Origin of the sequence: Microbulbifer hydrolyticus, from assembly GCF_009931115.1 — a bacterium.
Taxonomy (GTDB): domain Bacteria; phylum Pseudomonadota; class Gammaproteobacteria; order Pseudomonadales; family Cellvibrionaceae; genus Microbulbifer; species Microbulbifer hydrolyticus.
In genome coordinates this window covers 1,980,028-1,995,939 of record NZ_CP047491.1, presented here as the reverse complement: position 1 = coordinate 1,995,939, position 15,912 = coordinate 1,980,028, and the positions used below count along the sequence as shown (strand labels likewise).

Below are 15,912 nucleotides of genomic sequence, written 5' to 3'. Positions count from 1 at the left end.
GATATCAAGAAGAATGTAGCAGAAACAAAAACGACCTAAATCGATGCTCGATTTTTAAAACTCTTACAACATGCTCGCAAGATACGCGAAAAACCTAAAGCTATAGAACGATGCTTAAATAAATTCTAATTACATAAACGTTCGAGGCCTACAAAAAGTGAACGTTAACGCTTCCCGCCTTCTGTTGTTATGGCAGCCAATAAACCAAATAAAGATCTTCTTACAATACCGGAAAGGGAGAGCGGCCATATTTATCTGGCCGTGACTGAAATTCATATTATTTTCAATCCACTACAAGTCAACAACCCGCTATCGAAAAAATCATTTTAGGCGCCAAAATCCACCACCATCTATAAGAAAATAGCCCGTACTAGCTAACCCCCATTAGGGAAATATAAGGCAAAAAAAAGCAAGTCCTTTCCGGAACTCGCTTCATAATATATATCCACTGTTGAACGGGTCCTACTACAATGGGTGGCCCTCTCTAGGTCGGGCTAGAAGCGGGCCAAGGGCACCCTCACAGCCCCTTCCATAAGAATCCGCGCGCTGCGACTCACAATGGCATTGGTTGCCGTCCGTTGCCCGTCCACTACTTCCGCTTCCGCACCAACCCGCAAGGTACCAGACGCGTACCCAAAGGTAACGGCGTTGCGCTCCCCTCCCCCAGCGGCCAGATTGATCACGGTGCCGGGAATTGCAGCGGCGGTGCCAATGGCCACGGCGGCGATGTCCATCATGGCGTGGTGTAGTTTGCCCATGGAGAGCGCGCGCACCAGCTGGTTGACATCTCCTGATGCTACTTCTTTAACTTTGGAAGCGATATAGCCCTTTCGGGGGGCTACAAACGCAACCTTGGGGGTATGCTGGTGGGCCGCGGCCTCTTCCACGTTTTGGATCAGGCCCATGGCCATCGCACCATATGCTCGAATAGTCTCGAACATGGCCAGGGCCTTGTCGTCGCCGTTGATGGCTTCCTGCAGTTCGGTACCGGTGTAGCCGATGTCGGCGGCATTGACGAAAAACTAAATACGTGGACACCCATGAAAACAAGGTACATCTCGCGTCAAGCCCATTGAAATTCACCCACATCCACCCGCAAGACTGGTTATACATCCACCATCAAAAAAACAGCCACGGGACTCCCGCGGAGATCTTTGGTATCTCTCAAGTCCACCCCTCACTACCACTGCGCCTCTCGCTGTGTGCGCCGCGCGTTTCTGCGCGGGCGGGACGAGCGTACGGGCAGTGTTTCGAGCACTTCCGCCAGAGGATTGAAGACAAGGTGCTGGCACTTACCCAGGTGTTCGCTCTGGATGTCGGCACCTACGCGGTAATGAGCAACCATTACCATGTGGTGCTGCACATAGACCAAGCGCGAGCGGCCGGCTGGGAAATGCGCGAAGTGGTGGAGCGCTGGCACCAGCTGTGCAAAGGCTCTGCGCTTTCCCAGCGCTTCGCCCGCAATGAGCCGCTGGATACAGCGGAACTGGCACGGCTCACCGAGGTGGCAGAGGTCTGCCCTTCCGCCTGCAGAACTATCTTGAGTTGGTAGACTGGAGCGGGCGCTGTCTTCGCGAGGGCAAGCGCGGCACCATCGACGAAAACCTGCCGCCGATCCTCGACCGATTGCAGATCGATCCCCAGCACTGGCTCTACCTGAACAAAAACTTCGAGAGCCGATTCAAATCCCTGGTGGGTTCCGCCCACTCAGTGCGCAGCGCCTGCGAGCAACTCGGCAAGCGCTGGGTGCACGGCATACGCGACTGCGAGCGCTACCTTTCCCCACCCGCGACTTAAACCACTATTTCATGTTTAAAAAATGCCCCGCAGGCTGACTGCGAGGGTGGCCTATAACTGAAAAACGCCTTCCGGCGTATCAGAGCACGAATTCAATAATTCCGGGCGATACGGTCGAGAATCCCAGCCTTAGCCAAACACCAAGAATCCATTTGGCGGCAGCCTCTCAATTTGTGGGTGTCCTTTTTATTCCGCATAATCTACAGTGGACGGGGGCCGGCTAATGGGTGGCCCTAATATTCTAGGTATCGTGTGGACCACCTCGAGATTGATATCGAGGCTGCCCTGTGTGGTGCACAAGAGGAGAGAGTTAGCGCCTTTTAAATGATTGAGAAAGGTGCCGAAGAGCAAAAAAAAATTAACGGAAGGGTTCGTTAGACGAAGTTAAAACCTAGCTGCAAATAGGCCTTCTTCAATTGTACACATCTAAGAAAGGCCTATATGTTGCTCGATAGGCTTCCAAGCAACTTATCCTTTACTTCTTTGAACTCTGCGTCAGAAAGGACTCCATTCTTGTGCAATTGCGCCAACCTTTCTAATTTATCTATCGCAGACTCTTCCTTTGGTAGTCTACGCTCACCGTACGCAATGGAGCGCCTTTTATGCTCTAGTGCCTTAAGCCATTTATTTGCTAAATCTGCGAAGACTTTCACGGTTTCTTTTTCGCAGTTGTCAATCGTAATCACACGGCTGCCCAAGTCGATCATGATTTTCCCAAACATCCATCCCTGAGAAGCGGAAACGGCCTGAACTTTATCGTGGCGAATACTTTGTGTATCGATCGAGCGAGTAAACAGCGCCGCATCCAAAAACAAAAAACGATCACTCGTTAACACTGCGAGCCAAGTATTCAAGCCAAAGTCAAATGAGTTTGAAGTGGAGGTCTGCGCCATGATTCCAGACGCTAGTGCAAAAACAACTTCTTCAGGCTCCAAGTATTTTGAAAGTTCCTCTAGCTCTTTTTGGGTACTGAATGAATTAAGGTTTACGTTGTTCAGTTTACAAATTGCACCCCAGTGGCGCAGTTTTGTAAAAGCAGCGTATACATCAAAGCTTTCCATCTTGTACTTTTGTCTTTCTTGGAAAGCCTCAACCTTCGCATAGATTGCACCACATTTTGGACATTCATAGTCTGGTGATACATCGCTATCCACACGCTCATACCCACACTTAAGACATTTTTTTCTCACGTTAATCTTCCCTGTGTACCGAAAAAAGCTCTCTCAGCTATGAATACTATATCACCCGAGCTCCCTAATGATCAGGCGGTTTTATCCCAGATTGGCGGAATGTAGTCAATACGTGGACACCCATCAAACAAGGTACATCTCACGCCAAGCCCATTGATATCCATCCATTTTCACGCACAATACTGGTTATACATCCACCCCTATGAAAGGCCAGCCATGGGACTTCCACGGCAATCTCTGATATCTCTCAAGTCCACCCCTTACTACCACTGCGTATCTCGCTGTGTGCGCCGCGCGTTTCTGTGCGGGCGAGACGAGCGTACTGGGCAGTGTTTCGAGCACCGCCGCCAGTGGATTGAAGACAAACTGCTGGCACTCGCCCAGGTGTTCGCACTGGATGTCTGCGCCTACGCGGTGATGAGCAACCATTACCACCTGGTGCTGCATATAGACCAAGCGCGAGCGGCCAGCTGGGAAATGCGTGAGGTGGTAGAGCGCTGGCACCAGTTGTGCAAAGGCTCTGCACTTTCCCGGCGTTTCGCCCACAACGAGCTTCTAGATACAGCGGAACTGGCACGGCTCACCGAGGTGGCAGAAGTCTGGCGTTCTCGGCTGATGGATATCAGCTGGTTCATGCGCTACCTGAATGAATCCATCGCCCGCGAGGCGAACCGCGAGGACCAGTGTACCGGTCGATTCTGGGAAGGCCGCTTCAAGTCGCAGGCACTTCTCGACGAGCAGGCCCTAGCCGCCTGTCTCGCCTATGTGGATCTGAATCCGATCCGCGCGAAAATGGCGGACACACCGGAAACCTCGGCGCACACGTCCATCCAGCGACGCGCCGAAGCGGCGAAAGATGGCCGACAGCCGGAGCCGCTATTCCCTTTCGCGGGCAACTCGAGGGCCCCCATGCCCCTCGGTCTGCCCTTCCGCTTGCAGGACTATCTCGAGCTGGTGGACTGGAGCGGACGCTGTCTTCGCGAGGGCAAGCGCGGCACCATCGACGGAAACCTTCCGCCGATCCTCGACCGATTGCAGATAGATCCACGGCACTGGCTCTACCTGAACAAAAACTTCGAGAGCCGATTCAAATCTCTGGTGGGTTCCGCCCACTCAGTGCGCAGCGCCTGTGAGCAACTCGGCAAGCGCTGGGCGCACGGCATACGCGACTGCGAGCGCTACTTTCCCCCACCCGCGACTTAAACCATTATTTCATGTTTAAAAAATGCCTCGCAGGCTGACTGCAAGGGTGGTTTGTAACTGAAAAACGCCTTCCGGCATATCAGAGCAAGAACTCGGTCATTCCGGGCGATGCAGTCGGGAATCCCAGCCTCAGCCAAACACCAAAAATCCATTTGGCGGCAGCCTTTCAATTTGTGGGTGTCCTTTTTATTTTGTTTTATTTCTGAGCGCTATTTGTCGCCACCGCCCCTCCCGTAAAGCCGTGTTGCTCTTTTAAATAGCACCATCGGACGTCGCTTGCGAGGAATCGCTAAGTCTCATAGAGCAGCCTCGAATGAACTTCCCCAAATAATCCATCCCTACTTCGAAATTACCTCCGCTCAAGCAAACAGAAGCAAAACTCGCAAACATTATGATGAACGATCCAATTAATGGATGTCGTTTTTATCGAGCCGGTTGTTGCCCCGCTGTATGACATGCTGCGGAATCCCCGCAGGTCCGAGACGCGGCAATCTGGCCATCAAACTTTCCCTTTTTGCTACGGTCATACACTAATGGATGGAAAATTCAGTGGGTGCTATTGGGCGTCATAATGTTGATCTGACCCCGTTTATTTTCAACGGCAATATTTTACTCTGACCCCACTATTTCGCATGAAAATACGGAGTTAGGCTCATAGCCCCAAAATAGAATGACCCATTGAATACAGCAGCAATATTTTACGCTGACCACAATATTAAAATGGACTTTCAGCGATCTCCCTTGCTTGAATAGATTTATGGAATCTTAAAATGGCTGCATCTAATAACTCAATTTCAGACCTAAGTTCGATAATATAAAAATCCACAAATCCTCGATTCAATCGACAGGAATCGTGTTGGAACATAGTCACTCTGCGGAAAGTAGATCTAGCTCTGTCACTTTCCCAGATAAGTTCTTCTTTACCATTTTTATCCTCAAATTCAGTTCCAAAACTATTTACGCAAAGAGTTACCTCCCTACTATCCACATAATCAGGTTTTCCATATTTTGCAGCAAGAGTTCCCGCGTCTACTTCCGGCGCATAAATTTCCAAGCTAACAAGATTATCATTCATAAAGATGGCTTTACTGCTGTGCCCAATAGACTCCAGAAACCCTCCGACCTTATACCCAGAATGAATTAGTTTATATTTCACTCCGCCAACTTCGTTAGCCTCAATGACGCCAACCGTATCGAAGTCGGAATTTGAACATAGCGACTTTCTATCTAGCGTAAGATCAACAATTTCAGCTTTATATATTTTTTTTCCACTCGATAATCGGTGAGTTTCGCAGTCGATTAGTTTAAGTCCAGTCTCCTTGATATATTCCCCCATCGGCATACCAAGATACAACGGACCAATTTTTTCTGGCGCAGCAATAACTTCACCTGCAGCCGTGACAACAGTGAAAATTATAAAAAGTAACACATGCTTCATATCATTACCCTCAAGAACCAATCTATCAAAAAGCAATCAATTAGATGATCTCATAAAAATTTGTGAATAATTATTCTTAATAGAAATAACCACACAACTAAAACCGGCCTGCAACTCATTCATATTATATTAGGCCGAAAAAATTCATTTATCTGAAATCTAGCATTACAGCCCTACCAAAACAGAGGAAAATCATATTTTCGCACTCTATCCACGAAGATCAATTAGCTCTCCAACATTGATCTGGTGCCATTTATTAGTGGCACCCCATCGACTTCGCCACCAATCAAGTGACATTACCTGCAATATTTTCAGCAGCCAAATCAAGAAGCTCTTGATATTTCTGAAGAATTGTTTTTGATGGATCATTAGGATCTAAGTGCAATATGAAATTGGCGACCGTGAAATTACTGACCGCACGCCCCAGAACTCTACTGGCTAATGCATCGAGCTGATGTTGCGTAGTGCTACTAAGATGAGCAGCAGCATTTCTGACTGTTTTCAAGTCAGACAAATCTCGCGCTATGGCAGAAATATTTGAAGAAAATGGCTCCCCATCCTCCAAGTATAAATTCGCGAGCCTGCGCACTATTTCATGATTTGCCCAATCTACATACTTTTGCGTTCCCACTAAAATCTTTAATGCATGATCTCTATCTGAAGGTGTTACGCACCTGGAAACACTAGTTCCATTTACCGATCTTTCACCAATAAGATAGCTGGCGAATGATGCCTCGACAAATGTCTCCCAGTGGATAAACATTCTTAAAAAAGCGGAGGAAACGATAAACTCTTGCTGTAATTCATCAAAGATTTCATTCCCATCAGAATCCACCTCGTAAGCCTTCTCTAATACTGCATTAACCTGAGATACTCCGGCTCTAAACTCTCCTATAGAGTCTGATAAGGACATCGCTTACTCCGTTATCAGTCTAGCAATGTACTCACTCCTGCGGATGCGGACAGCTGTATCCGTTGTCGCCCTCCTACAATCCTCTAGAAACTGCCTTTCTTCGCGACTCAACCTATCTTTGTCTTCTTCTTCGAAGATATAATCGAGTCTTTCTAAATTTTGAGAAGCTCTTGCGTACCCAACTTGCTCAATCGATATCCTTTCAGCCTGAATATTTGACACCCCAAACTCTAAGTGAAAAATTGAAACAAATAGCGAATAGAATACATGGTTTCGCCTAAACTCTCGCTTTTTTAGATTCGAGTCAAAAAGCTTCTTTATAATCTCGATTATATTCTGAAATTTTCTCTCTAACTCATCCACATCGTACTCAAAATTATCTTCATAAGTCTCGTAGAACTTTTTAATCTGCTTTTTAGAGCGAACTCCCTCTATCATTGCAATCAGCAAGTCTGCAGTCATTTGTACATCATACATGCGCAGCACGTTTTGCTCGGTAATAATTTTGTTGTCGATCCAGAACGAGTTATTTATATGGGCTAATTTATCCGCAGTCGTCTTAAAGGGGCCAAAGTGGTTGGCATTTATTTTTTCTTGTTCATTCAAAGTAACTGAGTATGAATTTAACCGACTAAAAACATCCAGAACATCCGGGTCGGACATATTAACCAACAAGTCGACGGATATTTCATAATTGAGTATTTGAGCTTGAATATCATCATCCACTTCACTCAACTGACTAAAGTAGAGCCCACCATAATCCTTATTATGCCTTTTGCTTATCACAAAACCATCTTTCATGAAAGACAAAATTGTCCTTAAACGTTGTTGGCCATCGACAACTTCTCGAATAGACTTTCTGGTTTGAGGGTTTAGTTTTTGTCTGATAAAAACTTTCGGAATGGGTTTTCCGCTTACAATGGTATCCATAAGATACGACCTAGCCGTATCAGTCCACACCGAGCGTCTTTGAAACTTCGGAGACAATTCGAGCTGCTCATTATCCGACCACTCCAAGAAATCGTTAATACTATATGTCCTGGAATCAAAATTTTTCATTTTACTTCCTGATACTATATTTTACTTGTTAGCCTAACTAGCAATCGTTGCTATTTAAATCATTCCTGTCGATCCTGCAATCAAACAATCTTCTATCAGATAAAGTCCCTATTTATACGCCTATTGCCTGCACAGGACTGGCCGTCCCAAGAAAATTATTATTTGATGAAAAAATTCGACATCTCTGGACATGACTGCACTCGATAGTATTTGAACACCCATATAAGTCAACGCCTTACCCGCCCTGTCGGGAATCCCAGCCCGAATACTGCCCTGCATGATGGTTACAAGCTGCGCTTCGCTCAATTATTAAGCAAAAAGAAACGGGCATAAAAAAGCGAGCCTCAATTGAGGCTCGCTCTTTCAACTCCCGAAATCAGCTAAAACAGCACTTGCCGCTATTCGCCGATCGTACTGCTAGGCCGACTATAAGCAGTCACCAGGCACCCGCACCCAACCCTCCATCAAAACCCGCGCACTACGACTCATAATGGCTTTGGTGGCAGTCCACTGCCCGTTCACCACTTCCGCTTCCGCACCCACACGTAAGGTGCCGGACGGATGCCCAAAGGTAACCGCATTTCGCTCCCCTCCCCCTGCGGCCAGATTGACCATGGTGCCGGGAATGGCGGCTGCGGTACCGATGGCCACCGCAGCGGTGCCCATCATGGCGTGGTGCAGTTTGCCCATGGACAGTGCGCGCACCAGCAGGTCGATATCCCCTAATGCTACGTCTTTACCGCTGGAAGCGGTATAGCCCTTTGGGGGGGCCACGAACGCGACCTTGGGGGTATGCTGCCGGGCTGCGGCCTCTTCCACCTTGCTGATCAGCCCCATCTTCACCGCGCCGTGCGCGCGAATGGTCTCGAACATGGCCAGCGCCTTGTCGTCACCGTTGATGGCTTCCTGCAGCTCGGTGCCGGTGTAACCGATATCCGCGGCATTGACGAAGATGGTGGGGATGCCGGCATTAATCATGGTGGCCTTCAGGGTACCGACGCCGGGGACTTCGAGGTCGTCCACCAGATTGCCGGTGGGGAACATGGCCCCTTCCCCATCCGCCGGGTCCATGAATTCGATCTGCACTTCGGCCGCCGGGAAGGTGACACCGTCCAGTTCGAAATCGCCGGTTTCCTGTACTTCGCCGTTGGTGATGGGCACGTGGGCAATGATGGTTTTCTTGATGTTGGCCTGCCAGATGCGCACGGTGCAGATGCCGTTTTGCGGCACGCGCTCTGCATCCACAAAACCGCTGTTGATGGCGAAGGCACCGACGGCGGCAGTGAGGTTGCCGCAGTTGCCGGACCAGTCCACGAATGGCTTGTCGATGGAGACCTGGCCGAACAGGTAATCCACGTCGTGATCGGCCTGTTCGCTCTTGGACACGATGACGGTTTTGCTGGTGCTGGAGGTGGCACCGCCCATGCCGTCGGTCTGCTTGCCGTAGGGATCGGGGCTGCCGATTACGCGCAGCAGGAGGTTGTCGCGTGCGGCGCCCGGGACCTGAGCGGCTTCCGGCAGATCGTCGAGACGGAAGAAGACGCCCTTGCTGGTGCCGCCACGCATATAGGTGGCGGGTACCCTTATTTGAGGGGGATAGATTTGCGGAGCAAATGCCATGATTATGCTGATGCCTCCGCTTCCAGGAAGTCGTTGGCGAAGCGCTGCAGTACACCGCCGGCAGCGTAGATCGAGACTTCTTCCTGGGTGTCCAGGCGGCATTTCACCGGGGCTTCTACGGTCTCACCGTCTTTACGGTGGATCAGCAGGGTCAGGGTGGCGCCCGGGGTTTGCTCGCCAATTACGTCGAAGGTTTCGGTACCGTCGATGCCGAGGGTCTCGCGGGTGGTGCCGGGCTGGAATTCCAGCGGCAGTACGCCCATGCCGATCAGGTTGGTGCGGTGAATACGCTCGAAGCCTTCGGCCACAATCGCTTCCACACCGGCGAGGCGCACGCCCTTCGCCGCCCAGTCGCGGGAGGAGCCCTGGCCGTAGTCGGCGCCGGCGACAATAATCAGCGGCTGCTTGCGCTCCATGTAGGTCTCGATGGCTTCCCACATGCGGGTGACCTTGCCTTCCGGTTCCACACGGGCGAAGGAGCCCTGCTTCACTTCGCCGTTGTCGTCGCGCACCATTTCGTTCAACAATTTCGGGTTCGCGAAGGTGGCGCGCTGGGCGGTGAGGTGGTCGCCGCGATGGGTGGCGTAGGAGTTGAAGTCCTCCTCCGGCAGGCCCATTTTTGCCAGGTATTCACCGGCCGCACTGCTGGCCAGGATCGCGTTGGACGGCGACAGGTGGTCGGTGGTGATGTTGTCACCCAGCACCGCCAGCGGGCGCATGCCTTTCAGGGAGCGCTCGCCGGCCAGCGCGCCTTCCCAGTATGGCGGGCGGCGGATGTAGGTGCTCTGCGGGCGCCAGTTATACAGGGGCTCGCCCTTCTCTTCCGCGCTCTTTTCCAGGTCGAACATCGGGATGTAGACCTCGCGGAACTGCTCGGGCTTTACGCTCTGTTTGACGATCGCGTCGATCTCTTCGTCGCTCGGCCAGATATCTTTCAGGGTGACCGGGTTGCCGTCTTTGTCGTGGCCCAGTACATCCTTCTCGATATCAAAGCGGATGGTGCCGGCAATCGCGTAGGCGACGACCAGCGGCGGTGAAGCGAGGAACGCCTGCTTGGCGTAGGGGTGGATACGGCCGTCGAAGTTGCGGTTGCCGGACAGTACGGCGGTGGCGTACAGGTCGCGGTCGATGACTTCTTTCTGGATTTTCGGGTCCAGTGCGCCGCTCATGCCGTTACAGGTGGTGCAGGCAAACGCGACCACGTCGAAGCCCTGTTGCTGCAGTTCCGGCAGCAGGTCGGCTTCTTCCAGGTACATTTTTACAGTCTTGGAACCCGGTGCCAGCGAGGTTTTCACCCAGGGCTTGCGGGTCAGGCCGAGCTTGTTGGCGTTACGCGCGATCAGGCCGGCGGCAATCATGTTGCGCGGGTTGCTGGTGTTGGTACAGCTGGTGATCGCGGCGATGATCACGGCACCGTCGGGCATCTCGCCCTCTTTCTCTTCCCATTCTTTGGCAATACCACGGGAGCCCAGTTCGGATACCGGCAGCAGTGCGTGCGGGTTGGAGGGGCCGGCCAGGTTGCGGGTGACGGAAGACAGGTCGAAGGTCAGCACGCGTTCGTATTCGGCGGTTTTCAGGCTGTCTGCCCACAGGCCGGTTTCTTTCGCGAACTTTTCTACCAGTGCAACCTGGTCGTCGTCGCGGCCGGTGAGCTTCAGGTAGTCGATGGTCTGCTCGTCGATGGCGAACATGCCGGCGGTGGCACCGTATTCCGGGGTCATGTTGGCGATGGTGGCGCGGTCGCCGAGGCTCAGGCTGGAGGCGCCTTCGCCGAAGAATTCGAGGTAGGCACCGACCACACGCTCGCGGCGCAGGAATTCGGTGAGGGCCAGCACCATGTCGGTACCGGTGATGCCGGGCTGCAGTTTGCCGGTGAGCTCGACGCCGACGATGTCGGGCAGGCGCATATAGGAGGCGCGGCCGAGCATGACGCTTTCGGCTTCCAGGCCGCCCACACCCACGGAGATTACGCCGAGCGCATCGACCATCGGGGTGTGGCTGTCGGTACCGACACAGGTATCCGGGAAGGCAACGCCATCTTTCTTCTGCACAACCGGAGACATTTTCTCCAGGTTGATCTGGTGCATGATGCCGTTGCCGGGCGGGATGACGTCGACGTTTTCAAACGCGGTTTTGGTCCAGTTGATGAAGTGGAAGCGGTCTTCGTTGCGGCGCTCTTCCACGGCGCGGTTCTTTTCGAACGCGTCTTTTTCAAAACCGGGGTGTTCGACGGCCAGGGAGTGGTCGACGATCAGCTGTGTGGGGACGACCGGGTTTACTTTGGCCGGGTCACCGCCCTTCTCTGCAATGGCATCGCGTAGGCCGGCGAGGTCCACCAGTGCGGTCTGGCCGAGAATATCGTGGCAGACGACGCGCGCGGGGAACCAGGGGAAGTCGAGGTCGCGCTTGCGTTCGATCAGCTGCTTGAGGGCGTCGGTGAGCATTGCGGGCTCGCAGCGGCGCACGAGGTTCTCTGCCAGGATACGGGAGGTATACGGCAGTTTTTCATAGGCACCCGGCTGGATTTTTTCGACGGCTTCGCGGGTGTCGAAATAGTCTAGGTCTGTGCCGGGGAGTTTTTTGCGGAATTCGGTGTTCATTTCTAGTCACCCAGTCGGGTCGTTTGGTGGGGCCGTTCAGTCGGGTCGTTGAGTGGCGGCACTGCTACCGGGGTCCCCTTTGCAGGACACGCCGTGTACCCATCCATGGGGGCTTGGCTGCGAGATCCCTCTCGCAGACAGTCCTGCAAAGGGGACCCCGGCATCAGCGCCTTCGCATCGCGTTCTGTAGTTCCGATCGAACTTAGCGATCCGCGATCGGCGTTACTTTGCGCAGTTCCGGGCCGGTGTATTCCGCGCTCGGGCGGATGATGCGGTTGTCGGCGCGCTGTTCGAATACGTGGGCGGCCCAGCCGGTTACGCGGCTCATCACGAAGATCGGGGTGAACAGCTTGGTGGGAATACCCATGAAGTGGTACGCAGAGGCGTGGAAGAAGTCGGCGTTACAGAACAGCTTCTTCTCGCGCCACATGACTTCTTCACAGCGTACGGAGACCGGGTACAGCACGTCGTCGCCCACGTCGGCGGCGAGTTTTTCGGACCACTGCTTGATGATGGCGTTGCGCGGGTCGGATTCGGTGTACACCGCGTGGCCGAAGCCCATGATCTTTTCTTTGCGCTCGAGCATGCCCAGCAGTTCTTTTTCCGCTTCGTCGGCGGAGGAGAAACGCTCGATCAGTTCCATCGCGGCTTCGTTGGCACCGCCGTGCAGCGGGCCGCGCAGGGAGCCGATGGCGCCGGTGATGCAGCTGAACAGGTCAGACAGGGTGGAGGCACACACGCGCGCGGTGAAGGTGGACGCGTTGAACTCGTGCTCGGCGTACAGGATCAGGGACACGTTCATGACCTGCTCGTGCAGTGCGTTGGGCTTTTCGCCGCGCAGCATGTGCAGGAAGTGGCCGCCGATGGAGTCGTCGTCGGTTTCGGTTTCGATACGCACGCCGTCGTGGGTGAAGCGGTACCAGTAGCAGATGATGGACGGGAATGCGGCCAACAGTCGGTTAGCTTTTTCCTGCTGCTGGTCGAAGGACTCTTCACCTTCCAGGTTGCCCAGCATGGAGCAGCCGGTGCGCATGACATCCATCGGGTGCGCATCGGCGGGGATGCGTTCCAGTACTTCGCGCAGTGCCAGCGGCAGGCCGCGCATGGTTTTCAGTACGCCTTTGTAATCGGCCAGCTGCGCGGTGGTCGGCAGTTCGCCGTTGAAGATCAGGTAGGCGACTTCTTCGAACTCGCAGTTTTCTGCCAGGTCTTTTACGTCGTAGCCGCAGTAGGTCAGGCCGGAGCCGGATACGCCTACGGTGGAAAGTGCGGTTTTACCAGCTACCTGGCCGCGCAGGCCTGCTCCGCCAACTTTTTTCTCTGCCATCTCTATTTCCCCTATTTTTGATTTGATTTCGGTTCGATTACTTCTTGAAGAGCTGATCGAGCTTGTCTTCAAAGTCGTGGTAGTTCAGGTAGTCGTACAGTTCCGCGCGGGTCTGCATGGTGTCGACCACGGCCTGCTGGTCGCCCTTCTCCAGGATGCTGGTGTACACATTTTCCGCGGCTTTGTTCATGGCGCGGAAGGCGGACAGCGGGTACAGCACCATGTCGGCACCGGACTCGCCCAGCTCGGCTTTGTTGTACAGCTTGGTCTGGCCGAACTCGGTGATGTTGGCGAGGATCGGCACGTTCAACGCGTCTTTGAATGCGCGGTAGTGTTCCAGCTCGGTCACGGCTTCGGCGAAGATGCCGTCGGCACCGGCTTCGATGCAGGCCTGGGCGCGCTCGATGGCGGCTTCGAGGCCTTCCTGTGCGAAGGCGTCGGTGCGGGCCATGATGAAGAAGTCGTCATCACTGCGCGCGTCTACCGCGGCCTTGATGCGGTCGACCATTTCTTCTTTGGAGACGATCTCTTTGTTCGGGCGGTGGCCGCAGCGCTTCTGGGCTACCTGATCTTCGATGTGTACCGCGGCGGCACCGGCGCGGATCATTTCTTTAACGGTGCGGCCAATATTGAAGGCACCACCCCAGCCGGTATCGATATCCACCAGCAGCGGCAGGCTGGAGGCGGCGGTGATACGGCGCACATCTTCGAGCACGTCGTTCATGCTGGTCATGCCCAGATCCGGCAGACCGTAGGAGGCGTTGGCCACGCCACCGCCAGACAGGTAGATCGCCTGGTGGCCGATGCGCTCGGCCATGATCGCAGTGTAGGCGTTGATGGTACCCACCACCTGCAGCGGCTGGTTGTCTTTCAGGGCCTGACGGAAGCGTGCGCCGGCGGATTCTGGTCTGCTCATAAACTGCCCCTGTTCTCTCATTTAATCGGGTTTGGTGTTGTTTGGTGTTAATTCTGCTTGGATAACTTGTTTTCGATATTGCTGCGCGACGCCCGAATGTGGCGACGCATCAGGATTTCGGCGAGTTCGCCGTCCCCTGCTTCGATGGCTTCAATAATGTGGCTGTGTTCGCGGAAGGCGCGGTGGGCGCGCGGGCTGGCCATACCCAGCTGATAGCGGTACATGCGCACGCGGTAGTAAAGCTTGTTGCAGAGGGTGTCGATCAGCAGGTCGTTGTGAGCGGCCTGCACGATGCGGAAGTGAAAGTCGAAGTCGCCTTCCGGCTGGAAATACGCGGTGCCCTTTTGCAGCTCTTCCTGCTGCTCGTGGCGCTCGAGCATCTGGCGCAGTTCCACCAGGTCTTCCTCGCTGCGGTTCTGCGCCGCCAGGCGGCAGGCCATGCCTTCCAGAGCTTCGCGGACGTCGTAGATTTCCAGCAGGCCGCGCTCGGTCAGATCCACGACCCGGGCGCCGACGTTGACCCGGCGTTCGATCAGGCTGAGGGACTCCAGCCGCATCAGGGCTTCGCGCAGGCTGCCGCGGCTGGCGTCGAAGCGGCGCGCCAGTTCCGGCTCGCTGATCTTGCTGCCGGCGGCGATGCGCCCTTCCACGATCTCGCTACGCAGAGTCAGGAACAGGCGGTCGGCGAGGCTCTGTGAACCCCGCGAGGATGTGCCGGGCTCAGCCACTGCGGCGTCTGCCTTGCCGTCGACGGCGGATGTTTTGGTGGCCTGACCTTCCATTCTCACGGGTCCCGCAAACGATTCTTCGACTGTCGACTTCTGGTGTCACTCCAGATTGTCGACACTTTATAGGTTGCAGGAGCTTAAATGGCCATTTTTTTTGCGTCAACCGTAATTTCTGTCAACACATTGGGATTTTTAGGCTGACTTGGCAGTCATGGGTGGCGATAGAGGATTTTCACGCCGGAGGCGCCCGATGGCGTCGGGGTCGCACCAAAGTAGGCAGGGTTGTGTTTGTAGCGGGCTGACCGGGTGGGCCGGGTTAATACTACGAAGGCATCAATGGTAGTCTTAAAAAAGTGATATGGGCATAATAGCGCCCGCGCTGACCGCCAAGACCGCTATAGGGCCATTAACGGGCCCAGCCACTCTATTCTTATAGGGTAACCAGACAGCGGATTGTCAGCCCCGAGTTTCCAGTCGAGAAGACAAATCGAGAGTATCGAGCAGATTTGAATCATGCCTAAGAGTACTATCAGGCGCTGGCTGCCAACTCCCGAACAAGTGCGCGCAAATAGCGGCCTGAAGATACTCGGCACCCTGCTGCACGACCCCAACCTGTTTCACCTGAACCGTCACTCGGTTTCCGTGGCGTTTGCGGTGGGCATCTTCACCAGTTTCCTCCCCCTGCCCGGCCAGATGCTGATTGCCGCAGTGCTGGCGTTGTGGTTCCGCTGCAACCTGCCGCTTTCGATGGTACTGGTGTGGATCAGCAACCCGGTGACCATGCCGGCGATCTTCTACAGCACCTACAAGCTGGGCGCGTGGCTGCTCGGCACGCCGCACGTGCCGTTCAAGATCGAACTGTCGTGGGAATGGCTAACGGAGGAAGTGGGAAGAATCTGGTTGCCGCTATTTTCGGGCTCGCTGATCTGCGGGATTTTCTTTGCCACGGTGGCCTATTTCGTCATGCAGGCGATCTGGCGCTGGCACGTGGTCAAGCGCTGGAATGCGCGGCTGGAACAACGCAAGGCGCAACTGGGCGAGAGCAACTAACGCGCGGTACCGCGCCCGCGGAAACCACCCCTCCCTTCTGAGAATCACCCACCCTGCCCTTGATTAAGAGC

General features: G+C 54.0%; 14 protein-coding genes. 4 read left to right on the top strand and 10 right to left on the bottom strand.

The features are described from left to right. Window positions 1-494 precede the first annotated feature (494 nt). Window positions 495-968: a PrpF domain-containing protein gene (locus GTQ55_RS08405; RefSeq protein WP_237567919.1), complete on the bottom strand. Its 474-nt coding sequence runs from the start codon at window positions 966-968 to the stop codon at window positions 495-497. A 62-nt stretch (window positions 969-1,030) separates the two neighbouring features. Here GTQ55_RS08405 and GTQ55_RS17945 point away from each other — a divergent pair, with 62 nt between their 5' ends. Beyond that, window positions 1,031-1,552: a hypothetical protein gene (locus tag GTQ55_RS17945; protein WP_237567890.1), complete on the top strand. Its 522-nt coding sequence runs from the start codon at window positions 1,031-1,033 to the stop codon at window positions 1,550-1,552. Then, the gene (locus GTQ55_RS17940; RefSeq protein WP_237567889.1) at window positions 1,546-1,797 is read left to right on the top strand and encodes a hypothetical protein; all 252 of its coding nucleotides are present in this window, start codon (window positions 1,546-1,548) and stop codon (window positions 1,795-1,797) included. The genes GTQ55_RS17945 and GTQ55_RS17940 overlap by 7 nt, the downstream gene beginning before the upstream one ends. 437 nt (window positions 1,798-2,234) lie before the next feature. On the opposite strand, the gene GTQ55_RS08395 is transcribed toward GTQ55_RS17940, so the two are convergent. After that, window positions 2,235-2,951 carry a PH domain-containing protein gene (locus GTQ55_RS08395; RefSeq protein WP_161858329.1) on the bottom strand — a complete coding sequence of 239 codons (717 nt, stop codon included), beginning with the start codon at window positions 2,949-2,951 and terminating at the stop codon, window positions 2,235-2,237. Between the two features lie 252 nt (window positions 2,952-3,203). Here GTQ55_RS08395 and GTQ55_RS08390 point away from each other — a divergent pair, with 252 nt between their 5' ends. Then, the gene (locus tag GTQ55_RS08390) at window positions 3,204-4,190 is read left to right on the top strand and encodes a transposase (protein WP_161858328.1); all 987 of its coding nucleotides are present in this window, start codon (window positions 3,204-3,206) and stop codon (window positions 4,188-4,190) included. Between the two features lie 715 nt (window positions 4,191-4,905). On the opposite strand, the gene GTQ55_RS08385 is transcribed toward GTQ55_RS08390, so the two are convergent. The 8 genes from GTQ55_RS08385 to GTQ55_RS08350 all read right to left on the bottom strand — a co-directional run bounded on the left by GTQ55_RS08385 (window position 4,906) and on the right by GTQ55_RS08350 (window position 14,845). Beyond that, window positions 4,906-5,628 carry a hypothetical protein gene (locus tag GTQ55_RS08385; protein WP_161858327.1) on the bottom strand — a complete coding sequence of 241 codons (723 nt, stop codon included), beginning with the start codon at window positions 5,626-5,628 and terminating at the stop codon, window positions 4,906-4,908. 286 nt (window positions 5,629-5,914) lie between these two features. Beyond that, window positions 5,915-6,541, bottom strand: a complete 627-nt coding sequence (locus tag GTQ55_RS08380) for a hypothetical protein (protein WP_161858326.1) — start codon at window positions 6,539-6,541, stop codon at window positions 5,915-5,917. Window positions 6,542-6,544: 3 nt separating this feature from the next. Continuing rightward, complete coding sequence (locus tag GTQ55_RS08375) at window positions 6,545-7,471, bottom strand: DUF262 domain-containing protein (protein WP_237567888.1); 927 nt, start codon at window positions 7,469-7,471, stop codon at window positions 6,545-6,547. A 555-nt stretch (window positions 7,472-8,026) separates the two neighbouring features. Then, window positions 8,027-9,220, bottom strand: coding sequence for a 2-methylaconitate cis-trans isomerase PrpF (gene prpF, locus GTQ55_RS08370; RefSeq protein ID WP_161858324.1), 1,194 nt, complete (start codon window positions 9,218-9,220; stop codon window positions 8,027-8,029). A gap of 2 nt (window positions 9,221-9,222) precedes the next feature. After that, complete coding sequence (acnD, locus tag GTQ55_RS08365) at window positions 9,223-11,820, bottom strand: Fe/S-dependent 2-methylisocitrate dehydratase AcnD (protein WP_161858323.1); 2,598 nt, start codon at window positions 11,818-11,820, stop codon at window positions 9,223-9,225. A gap of 202 nt (window positions 11,821-12,022) precedes the next feature. After that, on the bottom strand, window positions 12,023-13,147 hold the full coding sequence (gene prpC, locus GTQ55_RS08360; RefSeq protein ID WP_161858322.1) for a bifunctional 2-methylcitrate synthase/citrate synthase: 1,125 nt from the start codon (window positions 13,145-13,147) through the stop codon (window positions 12,023-12,025). Between the two features lie 37 nt (window positions 13,148-13,184). Then, window positions 13,185-14,063, bottom strand: coding sequence for a methylisocitrate lyase (gene prpB, locus GTQ55_RS08355; RefSeq protein ID WP_161858321.1), 879 nt, complete (start codon window positions 14,061-14,063; stop codon window positions 13,185-13,187). 47 nt (window positions 14,064-14,110) lie between these two features. Then, window positions 14,111-14,845 carry a GntR family transcriptional regulator gene (locus GTQ55_RS08350; protein ID WP_161858320.1) on the bottom strand — a complete coding sequence of 245 codons (735 nt, stop codon included), beginning with the start codon at window positions 14,843-14,845 and terminating at the stop codon, window positions 14,111-14,113. 459 nt (window positions 14,846-15,304) lie between these two features. Between GTQ55_RS08350 and GTQ55_RS08345 the strand changes: the two genes are divergently transcribed. Next, on the top strand, window positions 15,305-15,841 hold the full coding sequence (locus GTQ55_RS08345; RefSeq protein WP_161858319.1) for a DUF2062 domain-containing protein: 537 nt from the start codon (window positions 15,305-15,307) through the stop codon (window positions 15,839-15,841). Window positions 15,842-15,912 lie beyond the last annotated feature (71 nt).